Raw genomic sequence first — 16,204 nt, 5'->3', positions numbered from 1 at the left:
TGGTTTCGCCCGGACCCATGCGCAGCCGCCGCTGTTTAAGGGCACGGATTTCGTTCACACGGATATCGCCTTCGCCTACACCCCAGTGCCATGACCTCTTCCCCCCAGATCCCTTCCCTTCAGGATTTTCGCCGCGTCGTCATCAAGGTCGGCTCGGCGCTTCTCGTCGACCGTGCGCGCGGTCGCCTGCGCCATGCCTGGCTCGCGGCGCTGGCAGAGGACATCGCCGACCTGCATGCCCGCGGCGTCGATGTCCTCGTCGTCTCCTCCGGCGCCATCGCGCTGGGACGGACGGTGCTCGGCTATGCGCCCGGCACGCTGCGGCTGGAGGAGAGCCAGGCCGCCGCGGCGGTAGGGCAGATCGCGCTCGCGCGCTATTGGGCGGAGGTGCTCGGCCATCACGGCATCGCCGCGGGCCAGATCCTGGTGACGCCGCAGGATACCGAAGAGCGCCGCCGCTATCTCAATGCCCGCGCGACCGTGCTGAAGCTCCTCGAAGTCCGCGCCGTGCCGGTGGTGAACGAGAACGACACGGTCGCCACCAGCGAGATCCGTTACGGCGACAACGATCGCCTCGCCGCCCGTGTCGCCACCATGATCGGCGCCGACGTGCTGGTGCTGTTCTCCGACATCGACGGCCTCTATACCGCGCCCCCCGCCAGCGACCCGGAAGCCCGGCACCTGCCCCTGATCGAGCGGATCACGTCGGAGATCGAGGCCATGGCGGGCGGGCCCGCCTCCGAATTGTCGCGCGGCGGGATGCGCACCAAGGTCGAGGCGGGCAAGATCGCCGCGAGTGGCGGAACCCACATGGTCATCGCCGACGGGCGCGAGAAGAACCCCCTGCGCGCCATCCTGCAGGGCGGGCGCTGCACCTGGTTCCTGTCGGGCTCGAACCCCATCGCCGCCCGCAAGGCCTGGATCGCCGGATCGCTGGAACCGCGCGGCATCCTCGTGGTCGATGCCGGTGCGGCCCGCGCCCTGCAGGGTGGGGCGAGCCTGCTGCCCGTCGGCGTCACCGGGATCGCGGGGAGCTTCGGGCGCGGTGACGCGGTGATCATCCGCGATGTGCAGGGCCGCACCCTGGGGCGGGGCCTCGTGGCTTACGACAGTGCACAGGCGGCTCAGATCATCGGTCGCCCGAGTCGCGAGATCGCCGAATTGCTGACTCATCCCGGTCGCGCCGAAATGGTGCATCGCGATGACCTCGCTATGGTGGGGGAATAGGCTCGAATATTATGCAATGTGCTTGTTTTGCTGCCTCATCGCGTGGCATGACGGCGCAGTCGACATGCCGCCATCGCCTTGAACGGTGAGCCGCGAGGAAACAGACCGTGCCCGTCCTGAATTTGAGATCCGATTTCGCCGACGCTCCCGATCTCTCCGAACAGATGAATGAGATCGGCCGCCGCGCCCGCGCCGCCGCGCGCAAGATCGCCCAGGCTTCGGCCCAGGCGAAGGACATCGCCCTGCGCCAGGTGGCCGACCGTCTGAGGGCGAGCCGCGATGCGATCCTGGCCGAGAATGCCCGTGACGTCGCCGCCGCCAAGGCGAGCGGGCAGAGCCAGGCGCTGATCGATCGTCTCACCCTCGACGAGGGCAGGCTCGCCGCCATGGCCGATGCGGTGGCCAAGATCGGTGCGCTGCCCGATCCCGTCGGCCGCCAGCTCGCGGCGTTCGAGCGCCCCAACGGCCTGCTGATCGAGCGGATCGCCGTGCCGCTCGGCGTCGTCGGCGTCATCTTCGAGAGCCGCCCCAACGTCACCGCCGATGCGGGGGCTTTGTGCCTCAAGGCCGGCAATGCCGCGATCCTTCGCGCCGGCTCCGACAGCCACCGTACCGCCATGGCCATCGCCCGCGCCATGCGCGAAGGGCTCGAGGCCGCCGGCCTGCCTGCGGACGCGGTCCAGATCGTCCCCACCCGCGATCGCGCGGCGGTGGGCGCCATGCTGTCGGGCCTCGACGGCTGCATCGACGTGATCGTGCCCCGTGGCGGGCGCGGCCTGGTGGAGCGCGTCCAGTCCGAGGCCAAGGTGCCGGTCTTCGCCCATCTCGACGGCATCTGCCACGTCTACGTGGCGGCCGGCGCCGATCTCGACATGGCCCGCACCCTGGTGATCAACAGCAAGATGCGCCGCACCGGCATCTGCGGCGCGGCCGAGACCCTGCTCGTCGATGCCGCCGTGGCGGAGACCCATCTCGCCCCCCTGGTCACGGCGCTGATCGGGGCCGGCTGCACCGTGCGCGGCGATGCGACGACCCAGGCCGTCGATGCGCGGGTCGTGCCCGCCACCGAGGCCGACTGGCGCACCGAGTATCTCGACGCGATCATCGCGGTGAAGGTGGTGGACGGGCTGGACGCGGCCATCGCCCATATCGAGACCAACGGTTCGCACCACACCGACGCCATCGTCACCGCCGACCCGGTGGAGGCGGCCCGGTTCCTCGCGGAAGTCGATTCGGCCATCGTGACCCATAACGCATCGACGCAGTTCGCCGATGGCGGCGAGTTCGGTTTCGGCGCCGAGATCGGCATCGCCACCGGGCGCATGCATGCGCGCGGGCCGGTGGGCGTCGAGCAGCTGACGACCTTCAAGTACCGTGTCCATGGTCGCGGTCAGACACGTCCTTGATGCGGCCTGCCTGATGCGGCTCGCCGGCATTCCTCGTGCGGCTTGATGCGGCCGGGCTCGCCCGGCTGCCTCCTGCCGCGCCCGGCCTGCGGATCGGGCTCTATGGCGGGTCGTTCAATCCGGCCCATCTCGGCCATCGCCATGTGAGCCTCGTCGCGCTGAAGCGGCTGGCCCTCGACCGCGTCTGGTGGATGATCACGCCGGGCAACCCGCTGAAGGACCGATCGGCGCTCGCTCCCCTCGACCGCCGGATCAGGATCGCGGAAGAGATCGCGAACCATCCGCGCATCGCCATCACCGATTTCGAGACGCGGATCGGGGCTCGCTACACGCGCCAGAGCCTGGACTACCTCCGGGCCCGGTATCCCGAGGTCCGGTTCGTCTGGATCATGGGCGCCGACAGTCTCGCGGCATTTCACCGCTGGCGCGATTTTCGTGCTATCGCTGCCATGATGCCGATCGCGATCATCGATAGGCCCGGCTTCACCCTGACGGCACCGAATGCCCGCGGGGCACAGGCGATGGGCCGATGGCGCATCGACGAATCGGATGCGGGCCTCCTCGCCGATCTCGAACCCCCGGCCTGGGTGTTTCTCCACGGCCCGCGCTCGACCCTGTCGTCCACCGCCCTGAGGGCCGGACGATGACGAGCGCGTCGCGACTCTTGAAAACGGAGAGTGATCGTTCCACTCTCATCAGACTATAGAATGTTCAGGTAAAATGACCGCCGCCACTTCGGGAATCGAGACACTGACCGATTCGCACCATACGGGAACCGCTGGTTCCGACCACGCCGCCGATCAGAGGATCGGTGATCTGAAGGCGCTTGCGCTCGATTGTCTCGAAGACATGAAGGCCGAGGAAACCATCGAGATCGATCTCGCCGGCCGCACGTCGCTGGCCGACACCATGATCATCACCTCCGGCCGTTCGCAGCGCCATGTGGGCGCCATCGCCGACCGCATCCTGCAGGACATGAAGTCCAAGGGTTTCGGCACGGCCCGGGTCGAGGGTCTGCCGGCCTGCGACTGGGTGCTGATCGATGCGGGCGACATCATCGTCCATATCTTCCGGCCGGAAGTCCGCGGCTTCTACAATCTCGAGAAGATGTGGGGCGCCGATCGTCCCGCCGGTCTGCTGGCCGGCTGAGCGGTCGATCCCGATGAAGCGAGGCGCCTGACGCGTGCGGCTGCTGGTCACGGCCGTCGGTCGCCTCAAGCCTGGACCGGAGCGGGATCTGGCATCCCGCTATCGCGACCGGGCGGTTCAGCTCGGCCGCGGTTTCGGCCTCACGGCTTGCGACATCGTCGAGATTCCCGAAAGCCGGGCACGGCGCGCGATCGACCGGAGCGTCGAGGAGGGAGCGGCGATCCTGTCCCAGGCCCCGGCCTCGTCGAGCGTGCTGCTGGTCTATGACGAGCGCGGACGCTCGAACTGGACGAGCGAGCGAATCGCCGAACAGATCGCCTCGTGGCGCGACGCGGCCACGGCCACCCTCGTGGTCGCCATCGGCGGCGCGGACGGGCTCGCGCCGGCGGTGCGGGACCGCGCCGACCTCTCCCTCGCTTTCGGAGCCGCCACCTTGCCTCACGGCCTTGTGCGCGTCCTGGTGCTCGAGCAGGTGTACAGGACGCTGACGATCCTGGCGGGGCATCCCTACCATCGGGGAAATATCGACGCATTATGAGCGGAGCTTTGCGGCGCGGGCCCTATGGCGGAGCGATCCGCATCGCCGCATGCGCGGCGGTGGCGGTGCTCGCGTCCGGCTTGGCTCTGGCCCAGGATGCGTCGAAGGCTCAGGACGCGGCCAATGCCGATGCGATCCAGCGTGCCATCGACGAGAAGGCCCGCCGCGCCGAGAACCTGAAGCGGGTCGAGGAGCAACTGGCCGCCTCGACAGGGGCGCGGGCGAAGCTCGAGACGGAGATCGCTTCCATCGGCGGCGACCGGGCCAAGCTCAACGCCGCCCTCCTCGATGCCGCCCGGCAGGCGCAGGCGACCGAGGGCCGGATGAGCCGGTTGGAGGAGCGTTTGAAGACGCTCACCGCCAGCGAGGCCGGCATCCGCCGCTCGCTCGATGCCCGCCGTGGCGTCATCGCCGAAATCCTCGCCGCCCTCCAGCGCATGGGCCGGAGGCCGCCTCCGGCGGTCCTGGTCCAGCCGGAGGACGTGCTCGCCGTGATCCGCACCTCGATGCTGCTGGGCGCCGTCGTGCCCGAATTGCGCGGCGAGGCCGAGACGCTGGCCGCCGACCTGACCGAGATGGTGCGGCTGAAGGGCCTCATCGCCGCCGACCGCGAGGGCCTGCAGAACGACCTCGCCGGCTGGGCCAGGGAGCAGCAGCGGATCAACGCCCTGATCACCGCGCGCCGGACGCGCCTCGCCGAGGTCGAGAGCGGCCTCGTCACCGAGCGCGCGCGCACGGCCGAGCTGGGAGTCCAGGCCAGGAGCCTGAAGGAACTGCTCGACAGGATGGAGAGCGAGGTCGCCTCGGCCCGCCGGGCGGCGGAGGAGGCTCGCGCCGCCGAGACGCGCGAAGCCCGCGTCACCCAGGAGCGCTTCGCGGCGGCCGGAACACGCGATCCCGCCCGGTTGGCTCCCAAGATCCGCTTCGTGGATACGCGCGGCGAGGTGCCCAGGCCCGTGAGCGGCGCCACCCTGCGCAGCTTCAACCAGCCCGACGGAAATGGCGGAACGACCCGCGGCATATCGCTCGCGACCCGCCCGAAGGCGGTGGTGTCGTCTCCGTCCGATGGGTGGGTGTCGTTCGCCGGGCAGTTCCGCTCGTATGGACGACTCTTGATCATCAATGCCGGCGATGGCTACTATCTGCTGCTGGCCGGTATGGATCAGATCAACGTCGAGGTCGGACAGTTCGTGCTTGCCGGGGAACCGGTGGCCGCCATGGGAGAGGGCGGCCAGGGCGCCACTCCGGGCGACCGCGACGGACCGGTTTTGTACGTCGAGTTCAGGAAAGACGGCGGCTCCATCGATCCGGAGCCTTGGTGGGCCAAAAGCCCCAGCGAGAAGGTTCGCGGATAATGCGCAAGATTTCCCTAGTCCTGGCCGGCGCGTTCCTTGGCGTCGGCTCCTCTCTCCTCGCCACGCAGACGCACCTGCTCTCCGGGACCAGCGCGGTGGCGGCTTCCGCCGAGACCTACCGCCAGCTCAGCCTGTTCGGCGACGTGTTCGAGAAGGTGCGGACCGATTACGTCGAGAAGCCCGACGAGGCCAAGCTGATCGAGGCGGCCGTGAACGGCATGCTCACCTCGCTGGACCCGCATTCGAGCTACATGGACTCGAAGAGCTTCCGTGACATGCAGGTGCAGACCAAGGGCGAGTTCGGCGGCCTCGGCATCGAGGTCACGATGGAGGACGGCCTGATCAAGGTGGTCAGCCCCATCGACGACACCCCCGCCTCCAAGGCCGGCATCCTCACCAACGACATCATCACGCAGATCGACGAGGATCAGGTCCAGGGCCTCACCCTCAACCAGGCCGTCGACAAGATGCGCGGGCCGGTCAACTCGCCGGTGAAGCTCAAGATCAGCCGCAAGGAATCGAAGGACCCGATCGACGTCGTCCTCAACCGCGACGTCATCAAGATCAAGCCGGTGCGCTCGCGCGCCGAGGGCGGAGACGTCGGCTACATCCGCCTGACCCAGTTCACCGAACAGACCTATGACGGCCTGCGCAACGCCATCGACAAGCTCTCCACGGAAGTCGGCCAGGACAAGCTCAAGGGTTACGTCCTCGACCTGCGCAACAATCCGGGCGGTCTCCTCGATCAGGCGGTGATGGTCTCCGACGCGTTCCTCGACCGCGGCGAGATCGTCTCGACCCGTGGCCGCAACCCGGACGAGACCCAGCGGTTCTCGGCCAAGGCCGGCGACCTCACCAAGGGCAAGCCCATCGTCGTTCTGGTGAATGGCGGCTCGGCCTCCGCTTCCGAGATCGTGGCCGGCGCCCTGCAGGATCACAAGCGCGCGACCGTGCTCGGCACGCGCTCCTTCGGCAAGGGCTCGGTCCAGTCGATCATCCCGCTCGGCGGCAGCGGCGCGCTCCGCCTCACCACGGCGCGCTACTACACGCCGTCGGGCCGATCGATCCAGGCCAAGGGCATCGAGCCGGACCAGGAGGTCCTGCAGGAGATCCCGGACGAGCTGAAGGGCAAGGACGAGACCAAGGGCGAAGCCGGCCTGAAGGGGCACCTGAAGCAGAAGGACGTCGAGGAGCGCGGCGGTTCGTCGGCTTACGTCCCGCCGGATCCGGCCAAGGACAAGCAGCTGATCGCGGCGATCGACTTCGTCCGCGGCATCCAGAAGGGCGCGGCCAACACCCCCAAAGCCGCCGTTCCGAACTGAAATCGTCAGTTCCGTACTGAAACGCGGCCCGTGTCGCGTGATTTAAGCAAGCGTTAACCAGCGCGGCCTGCAATGTCGGTAATGACCGACTCTGCGGGCCGCTTCGTTTCCTGGATGGAAGCGCCAAGTCTCTGTCGGTCGCGAGGCTTGAGGAAAGCGGCTGAACGTGGCCACCGACGACATCCTGACCCGCCCGCTGGGGACCAAGAGTGCTGCGGCCTCGCGCTCGCTCGGCCAGCGTCTGCGCTCTGTCTCGGCACCCAGGATGACCCTGCCGGCGGTCGTCGCGATGGCGGTCGCGGGCCTCGCCATCGGCGGCACCATCCTGGCGATCACCGGCGATCCCCAGGGCGGCGAGCCCTCCGCCACCACTGCCATCGCGTTGCGTGAACCCGCACCCCCTCCGCCCGTCGCGAAAGCGCCGGAGCCCCCACCGTCAGGGCCACGCTCGGCCGGCGAGGTCGAGACGGCGTCCGGCGTCCATGTGGTGCGGCCGGCCGGCTCCGCGGCCCCCACCGATGCGGTGATCATCCGCGTGCCGACCGCCGAGCCGACGCGCCTCGCCGCCCCCGACCCTCGGCTGATGGAGCGGGGACGCCACGGCAGCCTGCCGAAAATCGGAGAGGGCCGTCGCCGACCCCTCGACGCCTATGCCCGATCGGATTTCGATGCGGGCGCACCGGGCGCGCGGATCGCCATTCTCGTCACCGGCCTCGGCGTCGGACAGGCCGCGACGGCCGGCGCCATCACCAAGCTGCCGCCCGCCGTCAGCCTCGCCTTCTCGCCCTATGGCGGCGATCTCGAACGCAGCGTCGCCCGCGCCCGTGATTTCGGCCACGAGATCCTGGTCCAGGCCCCCATGGAGCCGTTCGACTATCCCGACAGCGATCCCGGTCCGCAGACCCTGCTGACGAGTTCGCGCCCCCCGGAGAACCTCGACCGTCTGTCCTGGGTGATGAGCCGGTTCGGCGGCTATGTCGGCCTCGTGAACTTCATGGGGGGCAAGCTCGGCAGCGATTCCGCCGCCTTCGAGCCGGTGCTGCGGGAGATCGGCGCCAGGGGGCTCGGCTTCGTCGATGACGGCTCCTCGCCCCGATCACTCGCGACATCCCTGGGCGGCAAGCTGAAGATTCCTGTCGCCCGCGCCGAAATCGTTCTCGACGCGACGCCCAATGCCGAGGCGATCGACCGCGAACTCGCCCGGCTCGAAGCCCAGGCCAAGACGAACGGGTTCGCGCTGGCATCGGCCGGGGCGATGCCGCTGACGATCGAGCGGATCGCCCGCTGGTCGCGCGATCTCGAAGCCAGGGGCATCCGCCTCGTCCCCGTCAGTATCGCCCTGCGGGGAACGCCGCCGGCACGGATGACGAGCGCCACGCCGTGAGAGGGTTTCCAGCGGAGCCATTGGGCTGAACCCGCCGCCCGCCGCCCGCCACCCGCCAGTGGTGAAAATCTGACGTTTGGTACCCGCTGCCGGGGCTGCTTTCGACTCAACGCAGACGTTGTGACCGCGATCGGCACACACTGAAAGCAGCCCCTCGTATTTTACGACAAATACGCACAGAGGCGTTAAAGCTATCAGGTCGGCGGTTATAGAGGGTGGTGAAGGGGTGCAGCGACAATGTGAGCGGCTACATGTACGTTTAATACATCGTGGGCGACGATTTTATTCACTAAAGATCCTGCACAACAAGGTTTAAATAAGGAGTTATATATAATCGAACCATCGAATTGTTATATAAGTTGACGATTATGTAATCACATTGATGACGCGATGGTCTATATGAAATTCACTAATTTGATTAAAATTGCGCTCAAAAGCGCAGCTATCGTTGCTGTCGGAGTTTTATCATGGGCCTATATCAATGAGGAGTACTACTGCAAAGTTTCAGAAGAAAATATCAAAAATAAAGAAGAGGCTGTCGAAATTATCAAGCGCAACATTCGTTGGTTCACGAGCGGTAAAGCCACACGGATAGAGCAGTTAGAGAACTTCAAGAATCCCAAAATTACAAATCTGGTCCATTCGGGAAATGGGTGGGGAGCTTGGGAAACCGAAGATAGTAAACCGCACAAAAGAAGGTTTTTTGTGAGTTACAGCCCCTTCGATCCCATTGATCACACATTCGAGTGCAAGGTAGCATGCGGAACTATATATACAGATCAGTGCCTTACACTTAGAGACTCGCGTATCAACCTCGATTAGATCAATATGCTTGCATGGTATTTTGCGGGCAGGTGGAATAGCAGTGGAGGCGTCTCGTTTGATGCCTGTACCGCTCGAAAGCAGACAGGCGGGAAACCACCCATCTCGGACGCTCAGGGCGGGTAGCATCCGTCAGATTTTGACCATTAGGAAAACGAGGGCGTTCTCGGCGGCCGAAGGTGGACCGTCTGTCGTGCGATCATGGCGTTAGCACCCCTCTTCCCTGCGTGCGGGGAGAGGGGAGCCCGCTCATCCGTATGCGCTAGCGCTGCGCCAGGGTCTCGACGATTGCCGGCGGGGTCGGGGCCGGCATCTGCCCGGCGAGGGACGCAGAGAGCATCATTGGCAGCGTCTGCTCGTAGCGCGTGACGAGGTTCGTGAAGCGTGACGGTTCCGTCTCGTAGGTCGGTTTGAACCCGCGCACCCGCGTCAGCACGGGAACGGAGGCCGCCGCCATCCAGCGCGACCACACCACCTCGGCGACCTGAACAGGGCGGCGCTGGGCCGGGATCACCACGACGTCCTGGCCGGCATAGGCGAGCGCTTCGGGTCGGCTGACATCGCCGAGCGAGACGCCCTTGGCGGAGAGCGCCGCCCAGAACGGATGCTGCGCGCCGTCGGAATAGGTGGTGCGCACGGCCGCGCTCCCGTCCTCGACGAGGCTCGCGATACGGGCCTCCTCCTGCGCCCGGCGCGCCGTGACCAGGGATTCCAGGGCGGGATCCTTGTAGGGCAGGAAGGCGTAGCGGCCGGCGGTGACGGTGACGTTCGGCTCCTCGCCCGTCGCGTCGAACCGGTCCGCACCCTCCTTGAGCTGGCGCCAGAACGCGATGTTCGCGTCGGTCCGGTAGCGGGCCATGTTCGCCGCGTTCATCCGGAATGGGAAGGATTGGAACTGGAACGCTGCCTGGCCGCCCGCGAAGGCATCGCGGGCGATGGCGTAGATCTCGCCGACCACCTGGTCGGTCATGGCGAAGCATCCCATCGACGAGCAGACGCCGTGGACCATCACGGCCGAGCCGGTGGAGCCCTGCGCGCGGTCGTAGGCGTTCGGATAGCCGACGTCGAAGGAGAGATAGTAGCTCGAATTCGGGTTCATCTGGCGCTGGGGCACCGTGTAGAACCCCTCCGGCGTCTGACGGTCGCCGGTCTTGCGCTTCGGCCCGAGCTGGCCCGACCAGCGGCAGATCGGGAAGGTCTTGATATGGACGAAGCGCCCGTTGGCGGCCTTCTTCCAGACCTCGATCTCGGATTCCTTCTTGTAGGCCCTGAACAGGACCGGCGCCGAGGCGCTGGTGCCCTTCTGGCTCATCAGCGCGAGGGTGGCCGCCGGGATCGGCGCGGTGGCCTTGGCCGATTGGGCCTGCGCGACGTTCGGCGCCGCGAGGGCCAGACCGAACACGACCAGGCAGGCGATGCTGAGGCGCGGCACGATTGGCGAGGGTCGAATGACCATTCCCGGCCCTGGAGAGCGATCCGCCGACATTCGCCGGCGCCGTGCGACAGGTTGCACGATGGTCTTCCTATCGCATCCCATTGGGGCGGCAATAGGGAAGTGCCTGATTCCCTTCGGTTGTCCTCGTCGCGTCAGGCGGCCAGAACCGCGTTGCGCTCCACATGCAGCACCGCGCCGAAGGGATCGTTTGCATCGAGGGCGTTGGTGTCCGGCAGGCAGACGATGAGTCCGCGCCCGGCCCGCGCCGCGCGCAGGCTGGCGAGGCGCTCCTTGATCTCGGCGGCCTTGCCGTCGTCGAGGGCGATGGCGATGACGACGATGTCCGGCTTGCGCACGAGGCAGCGCGCGAGATCGATGCCGATTCGCTCGCGCGAACCGATGGCGTTCTCGCCGAGACTCGCCCCGCCGCCGCCCATGCCCGGTTCCACACGGCTGGCGAGGCCGAGCCGGTAGACGGCCGATTCGAGTCCCTGCTGTACGAGGACGCGGCGCACCAGCGCCCGCACGCGCTGTTCGGCGCCGGCTTCCTCACCGTTGATGCGCCCGAACAGCAAGTTCTCCTCCAGGCTGGCGGCCGGGTTGAGGCGGGTCGGGTCGTAGAACTCGACGCCCGAGCGCAGGCTCTGCGGCATCAGCCGCGCGAAGGAGTGCCGCGCCACGACGATGCGTTCTTCGAAGGCGGCGTCGATCAGGCCGAACCGGTGCCGGGTCTCGCTGTAGCGGAGCGCCAGCCCGATCAGGCGCTTGCGGTCGCGCTGGCCGGCCGGGCCCCGGCGCCAGCCCTTGGCCTCCGGCTGGCGGCTGACCAGATCCTCGAAGAACCCTCGCTCGGCCGCCGGAAACAGGGAGAACGCGTCGAAGAGAGGGTGATCGTCGGGCAGATCGGCGAAGATCTCGATGGTGCTGCGCGCCACCTGCAGACCGATCTCGGTGAAGGGCCGGGTCAGGTCCTCGGCTTCCAGCACGGCGCGCAGGTAGGGATGGGCGGCGATATGGCTGCCGGAGAAGGCCGCCCCGACGGCCTCGCCGAACAGGATGTTCTCGCCCACCGTCGCCTGATGGTTGTAGCGGGCGGGATCGAACGGCTCCACCAACCGCGCCGCCTTATCCGCCGCCAGGGCCTCCCGCACGGCGTGACGGGCGGAGACGATGGCCTCGGCGATGCCGGGCTCTGCGCTCGGATCCACCGTCCCTTCGAGGCCGCGGGCATAGACGAAGGCGTCGAGCCCGGTCAGACGCAGCACCTCGATGAGGTCCGTCTCCGAGGGCCGCTCCTGCCGCGCCGCGCCGTAGAGGATGTTCTGCTCCAGCGTTCCCTCGATCAGGATCGCTTCCGCGCCCGCGAGGGCGATGTGGCTGGCGCGCTCGGCCGGGTCGAGACTGCGCAGGTCGATCCCGTCATAGGTCACCGCGCCCGCGGTGGGTTCGAGCTGTCCGGCGAGGAGGGCTGCCAATGCCCGCGCGCCGCTGCCGCGCTCGCCGACGATCGCCAGATGGGAGGGCATCGGTACCGTGACGTCGACGCCGGCGAGGCGCTCCCCGCTGGCGGGATCGTAGGCGCCGACCCCGGAGGCTGCGAGCGCGCCGCCCTGCGGCAGAGCGGCGAAGGGGCCCGGCCGGAAGCCACCCCGTCCCTCGAGAGAGACTAGGGTCGTCGCGAGATCGCGGAAGACCGGCGTCACCGCCTCATGGACCGAGCGCAGCCGAAGGGTCACCGCGAGCGCCAGGACGGCGAGGGCGAAGCCGCCGCCGGCGGCCACCAGGGCTCCGGGCGCCACCGGCGGTGCCGTGCCGCTCTCTCCGCGCCAGAGGGCTACGGCCAGGATGATGGCGGGGAGCAGGACGCCGAGGGCGAGCGAGGGCGCCCGCGCGAAGGCGAGGGAGGATTCGGCGGCCGCCAGGGCATCGCGCATTGCCGCCCCCTTGGCCGCGAGGCGGTTACGCTCGAAGGCTTCGGCTCCATGGGCCCGCACCGCCGGGACCCGCCGGATGAGGTCGGCGAGGAAGCGCTCGGCGCTCGCCCCGGAAGTCAGGCGCAGGGCGGTGCGCGCGCGGGTCCGCTGGAGGATCAGGATTCGGGCGAGGCCCGCCGCGAGAAGGCCCACCGCGACGGCGGGTACCAGCCTCGGAGCGGCAAGGCCGGCCAGCGCGAGGGCCAGGATCACGGCGGCGAGGGTGGTGACCGGGACGACGATGCCGAGGCCGAACAGGGTGTCGATCCGGGCCAACAGCGCGCCGATGAGCTGCGTCAGGGTGCGGGCCTCGTCCCTGGCCGCCGTCGGGGCATGCAGGATCGCCGTGGTCACCCGCTCGTTCAGGAGACGGATCGTCCGGGTCTGGACGAAGAAGCACAGCCGCGCCACGATCCAGCCCAGGGCAGCCGCGAGGAGAGCGACGGCGGCGAGCCCGCTCAGCGCCCACAGGATCACGTCGACGGGTGGCATCGGCCAGCCGGACACGGCCACCAAGGGCGGGTCGCCGGCCGAATTCCAGGGCCGCTCCATCGCGATCCGGAGGAACGGGACGGTCTGCGCCGGTGCCTGGACCAGGACGCTCACGAGATCGCGCAGGCAGAGGAGGGCGAACGCGGCGAGGGGGAAGCCCAGCCCCAGCGTGAGGGCGATGGCCGAGAGCTGGAGCGTCCGTGCCGACTTCCAGGCGAAGGCGATCGGATCACGATCCATCGACGTTTCCCTCCGGCGGCCCGTGCCGGGTACGGTCCATCAAGGCCGGCTTAGAGGATCGCCGGCGGCCATGGAAGGCGCGAGAACACCGGTGACGAATCTCTTCGTGTCTCCCGGCACATGCGGCTCCGCGGTTGTCGGACGCGGCAAACACTCCTAGGTTTGTGTTTCTCCGGCGACCTCGACGCCCGCCCGCTTCCTCACCCGCTTTCCCGTCGCAAGCGCATCGCCAGAAACCGCAAGATTTTCCATGTGCGAATTGCTCGGCATGAGCGCGAACGTGCCAACCGATATCCGCTTCTCTTTCGCCGCGCTCGCCCGGCGCGGCGGCGAGACCGGACCTCACGCCGACGGATGGGGCATCACCTTCTACGAGGGCCGCGGCGCCCGCGCCTTCCATGAGCCCGAACCGAGCGCGCGCTCGGTCCTCGCCAAGCTCCTGCGCGAATATTCGATCAAGAGCCGGATCGTGATCGCGCATGTGCGCAAGGCCAATCGCGGGCGGGTCGGGCTCGAGAACACCCATCCGTTCAGCCGCGAGCTCTGGGGACGGCGCTGGACCTTCGCCCATAACGGCCAGCTCAAGGGCGTGAAGAAGTGGCCGCTCACCTGGTTCAAGCCGGTGGGCTCCACCGACAGCGAGTACGCCTTCTGCTGGATGCTCGACCGGTTGCAGGCGCGCTATCCGAGCCTGCCGAGCCCGGCACGGCTCGACACGGCGGTCGCCGAACTCTGCGCCGAGCTGCACGGGCTCGGTGTGTTCAACATGCTGCTGAGCGACAGCCGGACGCTCTATGCCCATTGCGGCAAGCGCCTGTGCTACCTCACCCGCTGCGCCCCCTTCGGCACGGCCACCCTGATCGACGAGGATTGGCACGTCGATTTCGCCCAGGAGACGCGGAGCGACGACGTGGTGACGGTCATCGCCACCAAGGCGCTCACCCGCGACGAGTGCTGGACCGACGTGGAGCGCGGTCACATGCTGTCCCTGCGGGACGGCATCGTGCGCATCGTCAAGCCGGGTGCGCCGAAGCCGGTGCGCGTCCCGCTCCCCTGCACGCATTGAGAGCGGCGAGCGGTCTTCGCACCTGACGGTCGGATTTCAGACCGGCCAGACCGCCTCGCGGTAGGCGCCGTCCCAGAACATCCATTCGAGCTGCGTCGCGCGGGTGAAGGCGCGGTGCATCCTTGCCCGCAGCGAGGGCGAGACCCCGAGCGCTGCGGCATCGGTGGCCGCGATCATCTCGGCGACGGCGATGCCGAACTCCTCGCCGGCATAGGTGTCGATCCAGGCGGCGTAGGGATTGCCGGCGCCGGCGCGCGACAGGATGTCGGTGCCGATCTCGGCATAGATCCAGAAGCACGGCAGCAGGGCGGCGAGCAGAACCTCGTAGGGTTCGGCATAGGCCGTGGCGAGGAGATACGAGACGTAATGGTCGCAGGGCGGGGACAGGGGAGTGCCGGCGAAGGTCTCGGCCGTGATGCCGTAATCCCGGAAGAAGCCGCCATGGAGCGAGCGCTCGACCACGATGGCCGTCTCGGCCGCCTTGGCGAACTGCACGATCCCCTCGGGCTCCGGCGCCTTCGCCGCGGCCAGGGCGAGCGCCCGGCCGAATCCGATCAGGTAATGCGCGTCCTGCAGGATGTAGTGCCGGAACCGGGCCTCTGCGAGCGTGCCGGCGGCGAGCTCGGCATTGAAGGGCATCGTGCGGATGGTCTCGTAGGCCGCTTCGTTGCGGGTCCAGGCCTCCGCCGCGAAGCCGGTCTCGTCGATGGGACGGATCATGAGCGGGGCCCTTCCAGGGTGAGGCTGACGCCGTGGCGGGCGCGCTGGCCGGGTGCGAGGAGGCGCTGCGAGTCGCGCCGGGTCAGGTCGCCGTCGAATCCCGACCAGTCGGCGTAGCCGGTCCAGCATTCGAGGGAGAGGAACGGCGCCGTGGGCTTCGTCCAGATGGCGAGATGGGGGAAGTCCGAGACATTCATGCGGATGGCGCTGCCATCGGGCGCGGTGAAGCGCATCCTGGCGCTCGCCGCATCGCGCAGGACGATGGCTTCGGAGAACATGTCCGGATCGAGGGGTAGTATCCGACCGTCGAGGGCGAACGGGCGCTCCTGGCGCAGGAGCAGGCCGCCATCTCCCACCTCCGGGGCCATGGCCCGCTCGGGATGCTCGAATTCCACCGCGTAGCCGCCGCCGGCCCTGCGCTCGCCATCGGCGAAGGGCCAGGGGAAGGCCGGATGGAAGCCGAGCGCGTAAGGCAGGGGCGTCTCCCCGGTATTCTCGATCCAGATCTCGAAATCGAGATGGGCCGGGCCGACCCGCGTGGTGATGTCGAGGCGGAACGGGTACGGATAGTGGGAACGCGTCGCCTCGCTCTCCTCCAGGCGCAGGGTGACGCCGTCGTCGCTCTGCGCCACGATGGCGAAGGGCAGGTCGCGGGCAAAGCCGTGCTGGCCCATCGGATAGGTCTCGCCGTCCACCCGGACCACGCCGCCGGCCGAGGCGCCGACCACCGGGAAGAGCCAGGGCGCATGCCGGTTCCAATGCGCCGGGTCGCCGTTCCAGAGATATTCGCGGCCCCCGACCTGCCACGAGACCGGCTCGGCGCCGGACGCCGCTACCACCGCAACGGTGCCGTCTCCGGCTTTCAGAGTGATGCGGTCGCTCATGTCGGGATCCTCGGGGCTTTCATGCTGGAGCGGTTGTGGCCGCGGGAGGGGCGTCGGTCCAGCCTCGTCGCGATCGGGTTCGGCATCCGGCATTCGCGGGTCGCCGAGAAATCCGTCCGTCCCGACAAGTTTCCCATACGGCTGGTTCGGCAAGTCAGGCATACAGTATAATGCCAAGCTGATTCGGTTGG

Annotated in this window: 14 protein-coding genes; 10 read left to right on the top strand and 4 right to left on the bottom strand. The window is 68.1% G+C overall.

Annotation, left to right across the window (positions count from 1 at the left end; genetic code table 11):
* Positions 1-90: 90 nt before the first annotated feature.
* From proB to A3OK_RS24120, 9 genes are all read left to right on the top strand, one after another.
* Positions 91-1,227, top strand: a complete 1,137-nt coding sequence (proB, locus tag A3OK_RS0116735; protein WP_019906039.1) for a glutamate 5-kinase — start codon at positions 91-93, stop codon at positions 1,225-1,227.
* A gap of 107 nt (positions 1,228-1,334) precedes the next feature.
* A complete protein-coding gene (locus tag A3OK_RS0116730; RefSeq protein ID WP_019906038.1) occupies positions 1,335-2,633 on the top strand; it encodes a glutamate-5-semialdehyde dehydrogenase in 1,299 nt (432 codons plus the stop codon).
* 35 nt (positions 2,634-2,668) lie between these two features.
* Positions 2,669-3,280, top strand: coding sequence for a nicotinate-nucleotide adenylyltransferase (locus A3OK_RS0116725; RefSeq protein ID WP_019906037.1), 612 nt, complete (start codon positions 2,669-2,671; stop codon positions 3,278-3,280).
* A gap of 73 nt (positions 3,281-3,353) precedes the next feature.
* Positions 3,354-3,782 carry a ribosome silencing factor gene (gene rsfS / locus A3OK_RS0116720; protein ID WP_019906036.1) on the top strand — a complete coding sequence of 143 codons (429 nt, stop codon included), beginning with the start codon at positions 3,354-3,356 and terminating at the stop codon, positions 3,780-3,782.
* Positions 3,783-3,816: 34 nt separating this feature from the next.
* Positions 3,817-4,320: a 23S rRNA (pseudouridine(1915)-N(3))-methyltransferase RlmH gene (gene rlmH / locus A3OK_RS0116715; protein ID WP_019906035.1), complete on the top strand. Its 504-nt coding sequence runs from the start codon at positions 3,817-3,819 to the stop codon at positions 4,318-4,320.
* Entirely contained in the window at positions 4,317-5,675 is a 1,359-nt protein-coding gene (locus A3OK_RS0116710) for a peptidoglycan DD-metalloendopeptidase family protein (protein WP_019906034.1), read from the top strand. Before rlmH ends, A3OK_RS0116710 begins: the two co-directional genes overlap by 4 nt.
* The gene (locus A3OK_RS0116705; protein ID WP_019906033.1) at positions 5,675-6,997 is read left to right on the top strand and encodes a S41 family peptidase; all 1,323 of its coding nucleotides are present in this window, start codon (positions 5,675-5,677) and stop codon (positions 6,995-6,997) included. The genes A3OK_RS0116710 and A3OK_RS0116705 overlap by 1 nt, the downstream gene beginning before the upstream one ends.
* A 160-nt stretch (positions 6,998-7,157) precedes the next feature.
* Complete coding sequence (locus A3OK_RS0116700) at positions 7,158-8,381, top strand: divergent polysaccharide deacetylase family protein (RefSeq protein ID WP_036302347.1); 1,224 nt, start codon at positions 7,158-7,160, stop codon at positions 8,379-8,381.
* 390 nt (positions 8,382-8,771) lie between these two features.
* Complete coding sequence (locus A3OK_RS24120) at positions 8,772-9,203, top strand: hypothetical protein (protein ID WP_155912059.1); 432 nt, start codon at positions 8,772-8,774, stop codon at positions 9,201-9,203.
* 262 nt (positions 9,204-9,465) lie between these two features.
* Here the strand turns inward: A3OK_RS24120 and A3OK_RS0116695 are convergent, their stop codons facing one another.
* Both A3OK_RS0116695 and A3OK_RS0116690 read right to left on the bottom strand, forming a co-directional pair.
* On the bottom strand, positions 9,466-10,659 hold the full coding sequence (locus A3OK_RS0116695) for a murein L,D-transpeptidase family protein (RefSeq protein ID WP_019906031.1): 1,194 nt from the start codon (positions 10,657-10,659) through the stop codon (positions 9,466-9,468).
* Positions 10,660-10,790: 131 nt separating this feature from the next.
* Positions 10,791-13,343 (bottom strand): ABC transporter ATP-binding protein, encoded by a 2,553-nt coding sequence (locus tag A3OK_RS0116690; RefSeq protein WP_019906030.1) that lies wholly within the window; start codon positions 13,341-13,343, stop codon positions 10,791-10,793.
* A gap of 250 nt (positions 13,344-13,593) precedes the next feature.
* On the opposite strand from A3OK_RS0116690, the gene A3OK_RS0116685 reads away from it, so the two are divergent.
* Positions 13,594-14,409: a class II glutamine amidotransferase gene (locus A3OK_RS0116685; RefSeq protein ID WP_019906029.1), complete on the top strand. Its 816-nt coding sequence runs from the start codon at positions 13,594-13,596 to the stop codon at positions 14,407-14,409.
* Between the two features lie 36 nt (positions 14,410-14,445).
* Here the strand turns inward: A3OK_RS0116685 and A3OK_RS0116680 are convergent, their stop codons facing one another.
* A complete protein-coding gene (locus tag A3OK_RS0116680) occupies positions 14,446-15,129 on the bottom strand; it encodes a TenA family protein (protein ID WP_019906028.1) in 684 nt (227 codons plus the stop codon).
* Positions 15,126-16,013, bottom strand: a complete 888-nt coding sequence (locus A3OK_RS0116675) for an aldose 1-epimerase family protein (protein WP_026597343.1) — start codon at positions 16,011-16,013, stop codon at positions 15,126-15,128. The genes A3OK_RS0116680 and A3OK_RS0116675 overlap by 4 nt, the downstream gene beginning before the upstream one ends.
* Positions 16,014-16,204: the final 191 nt, after the last annotated feature.

Source organism: Methylobacterium sp. 77 (assembly GCF_000372825.1).
Taxonomy (GTDB): domain Bacteria; phylum Pseudomonadota; class Alphaproteobacteria; order Rhizobiales; family Beijerinckiaceae; genus Methylobacterium.
Note: the sequence above shows the minus strand (reverse complement) of the source record. Positions and strands in the feature narration are given on the sequence as shown.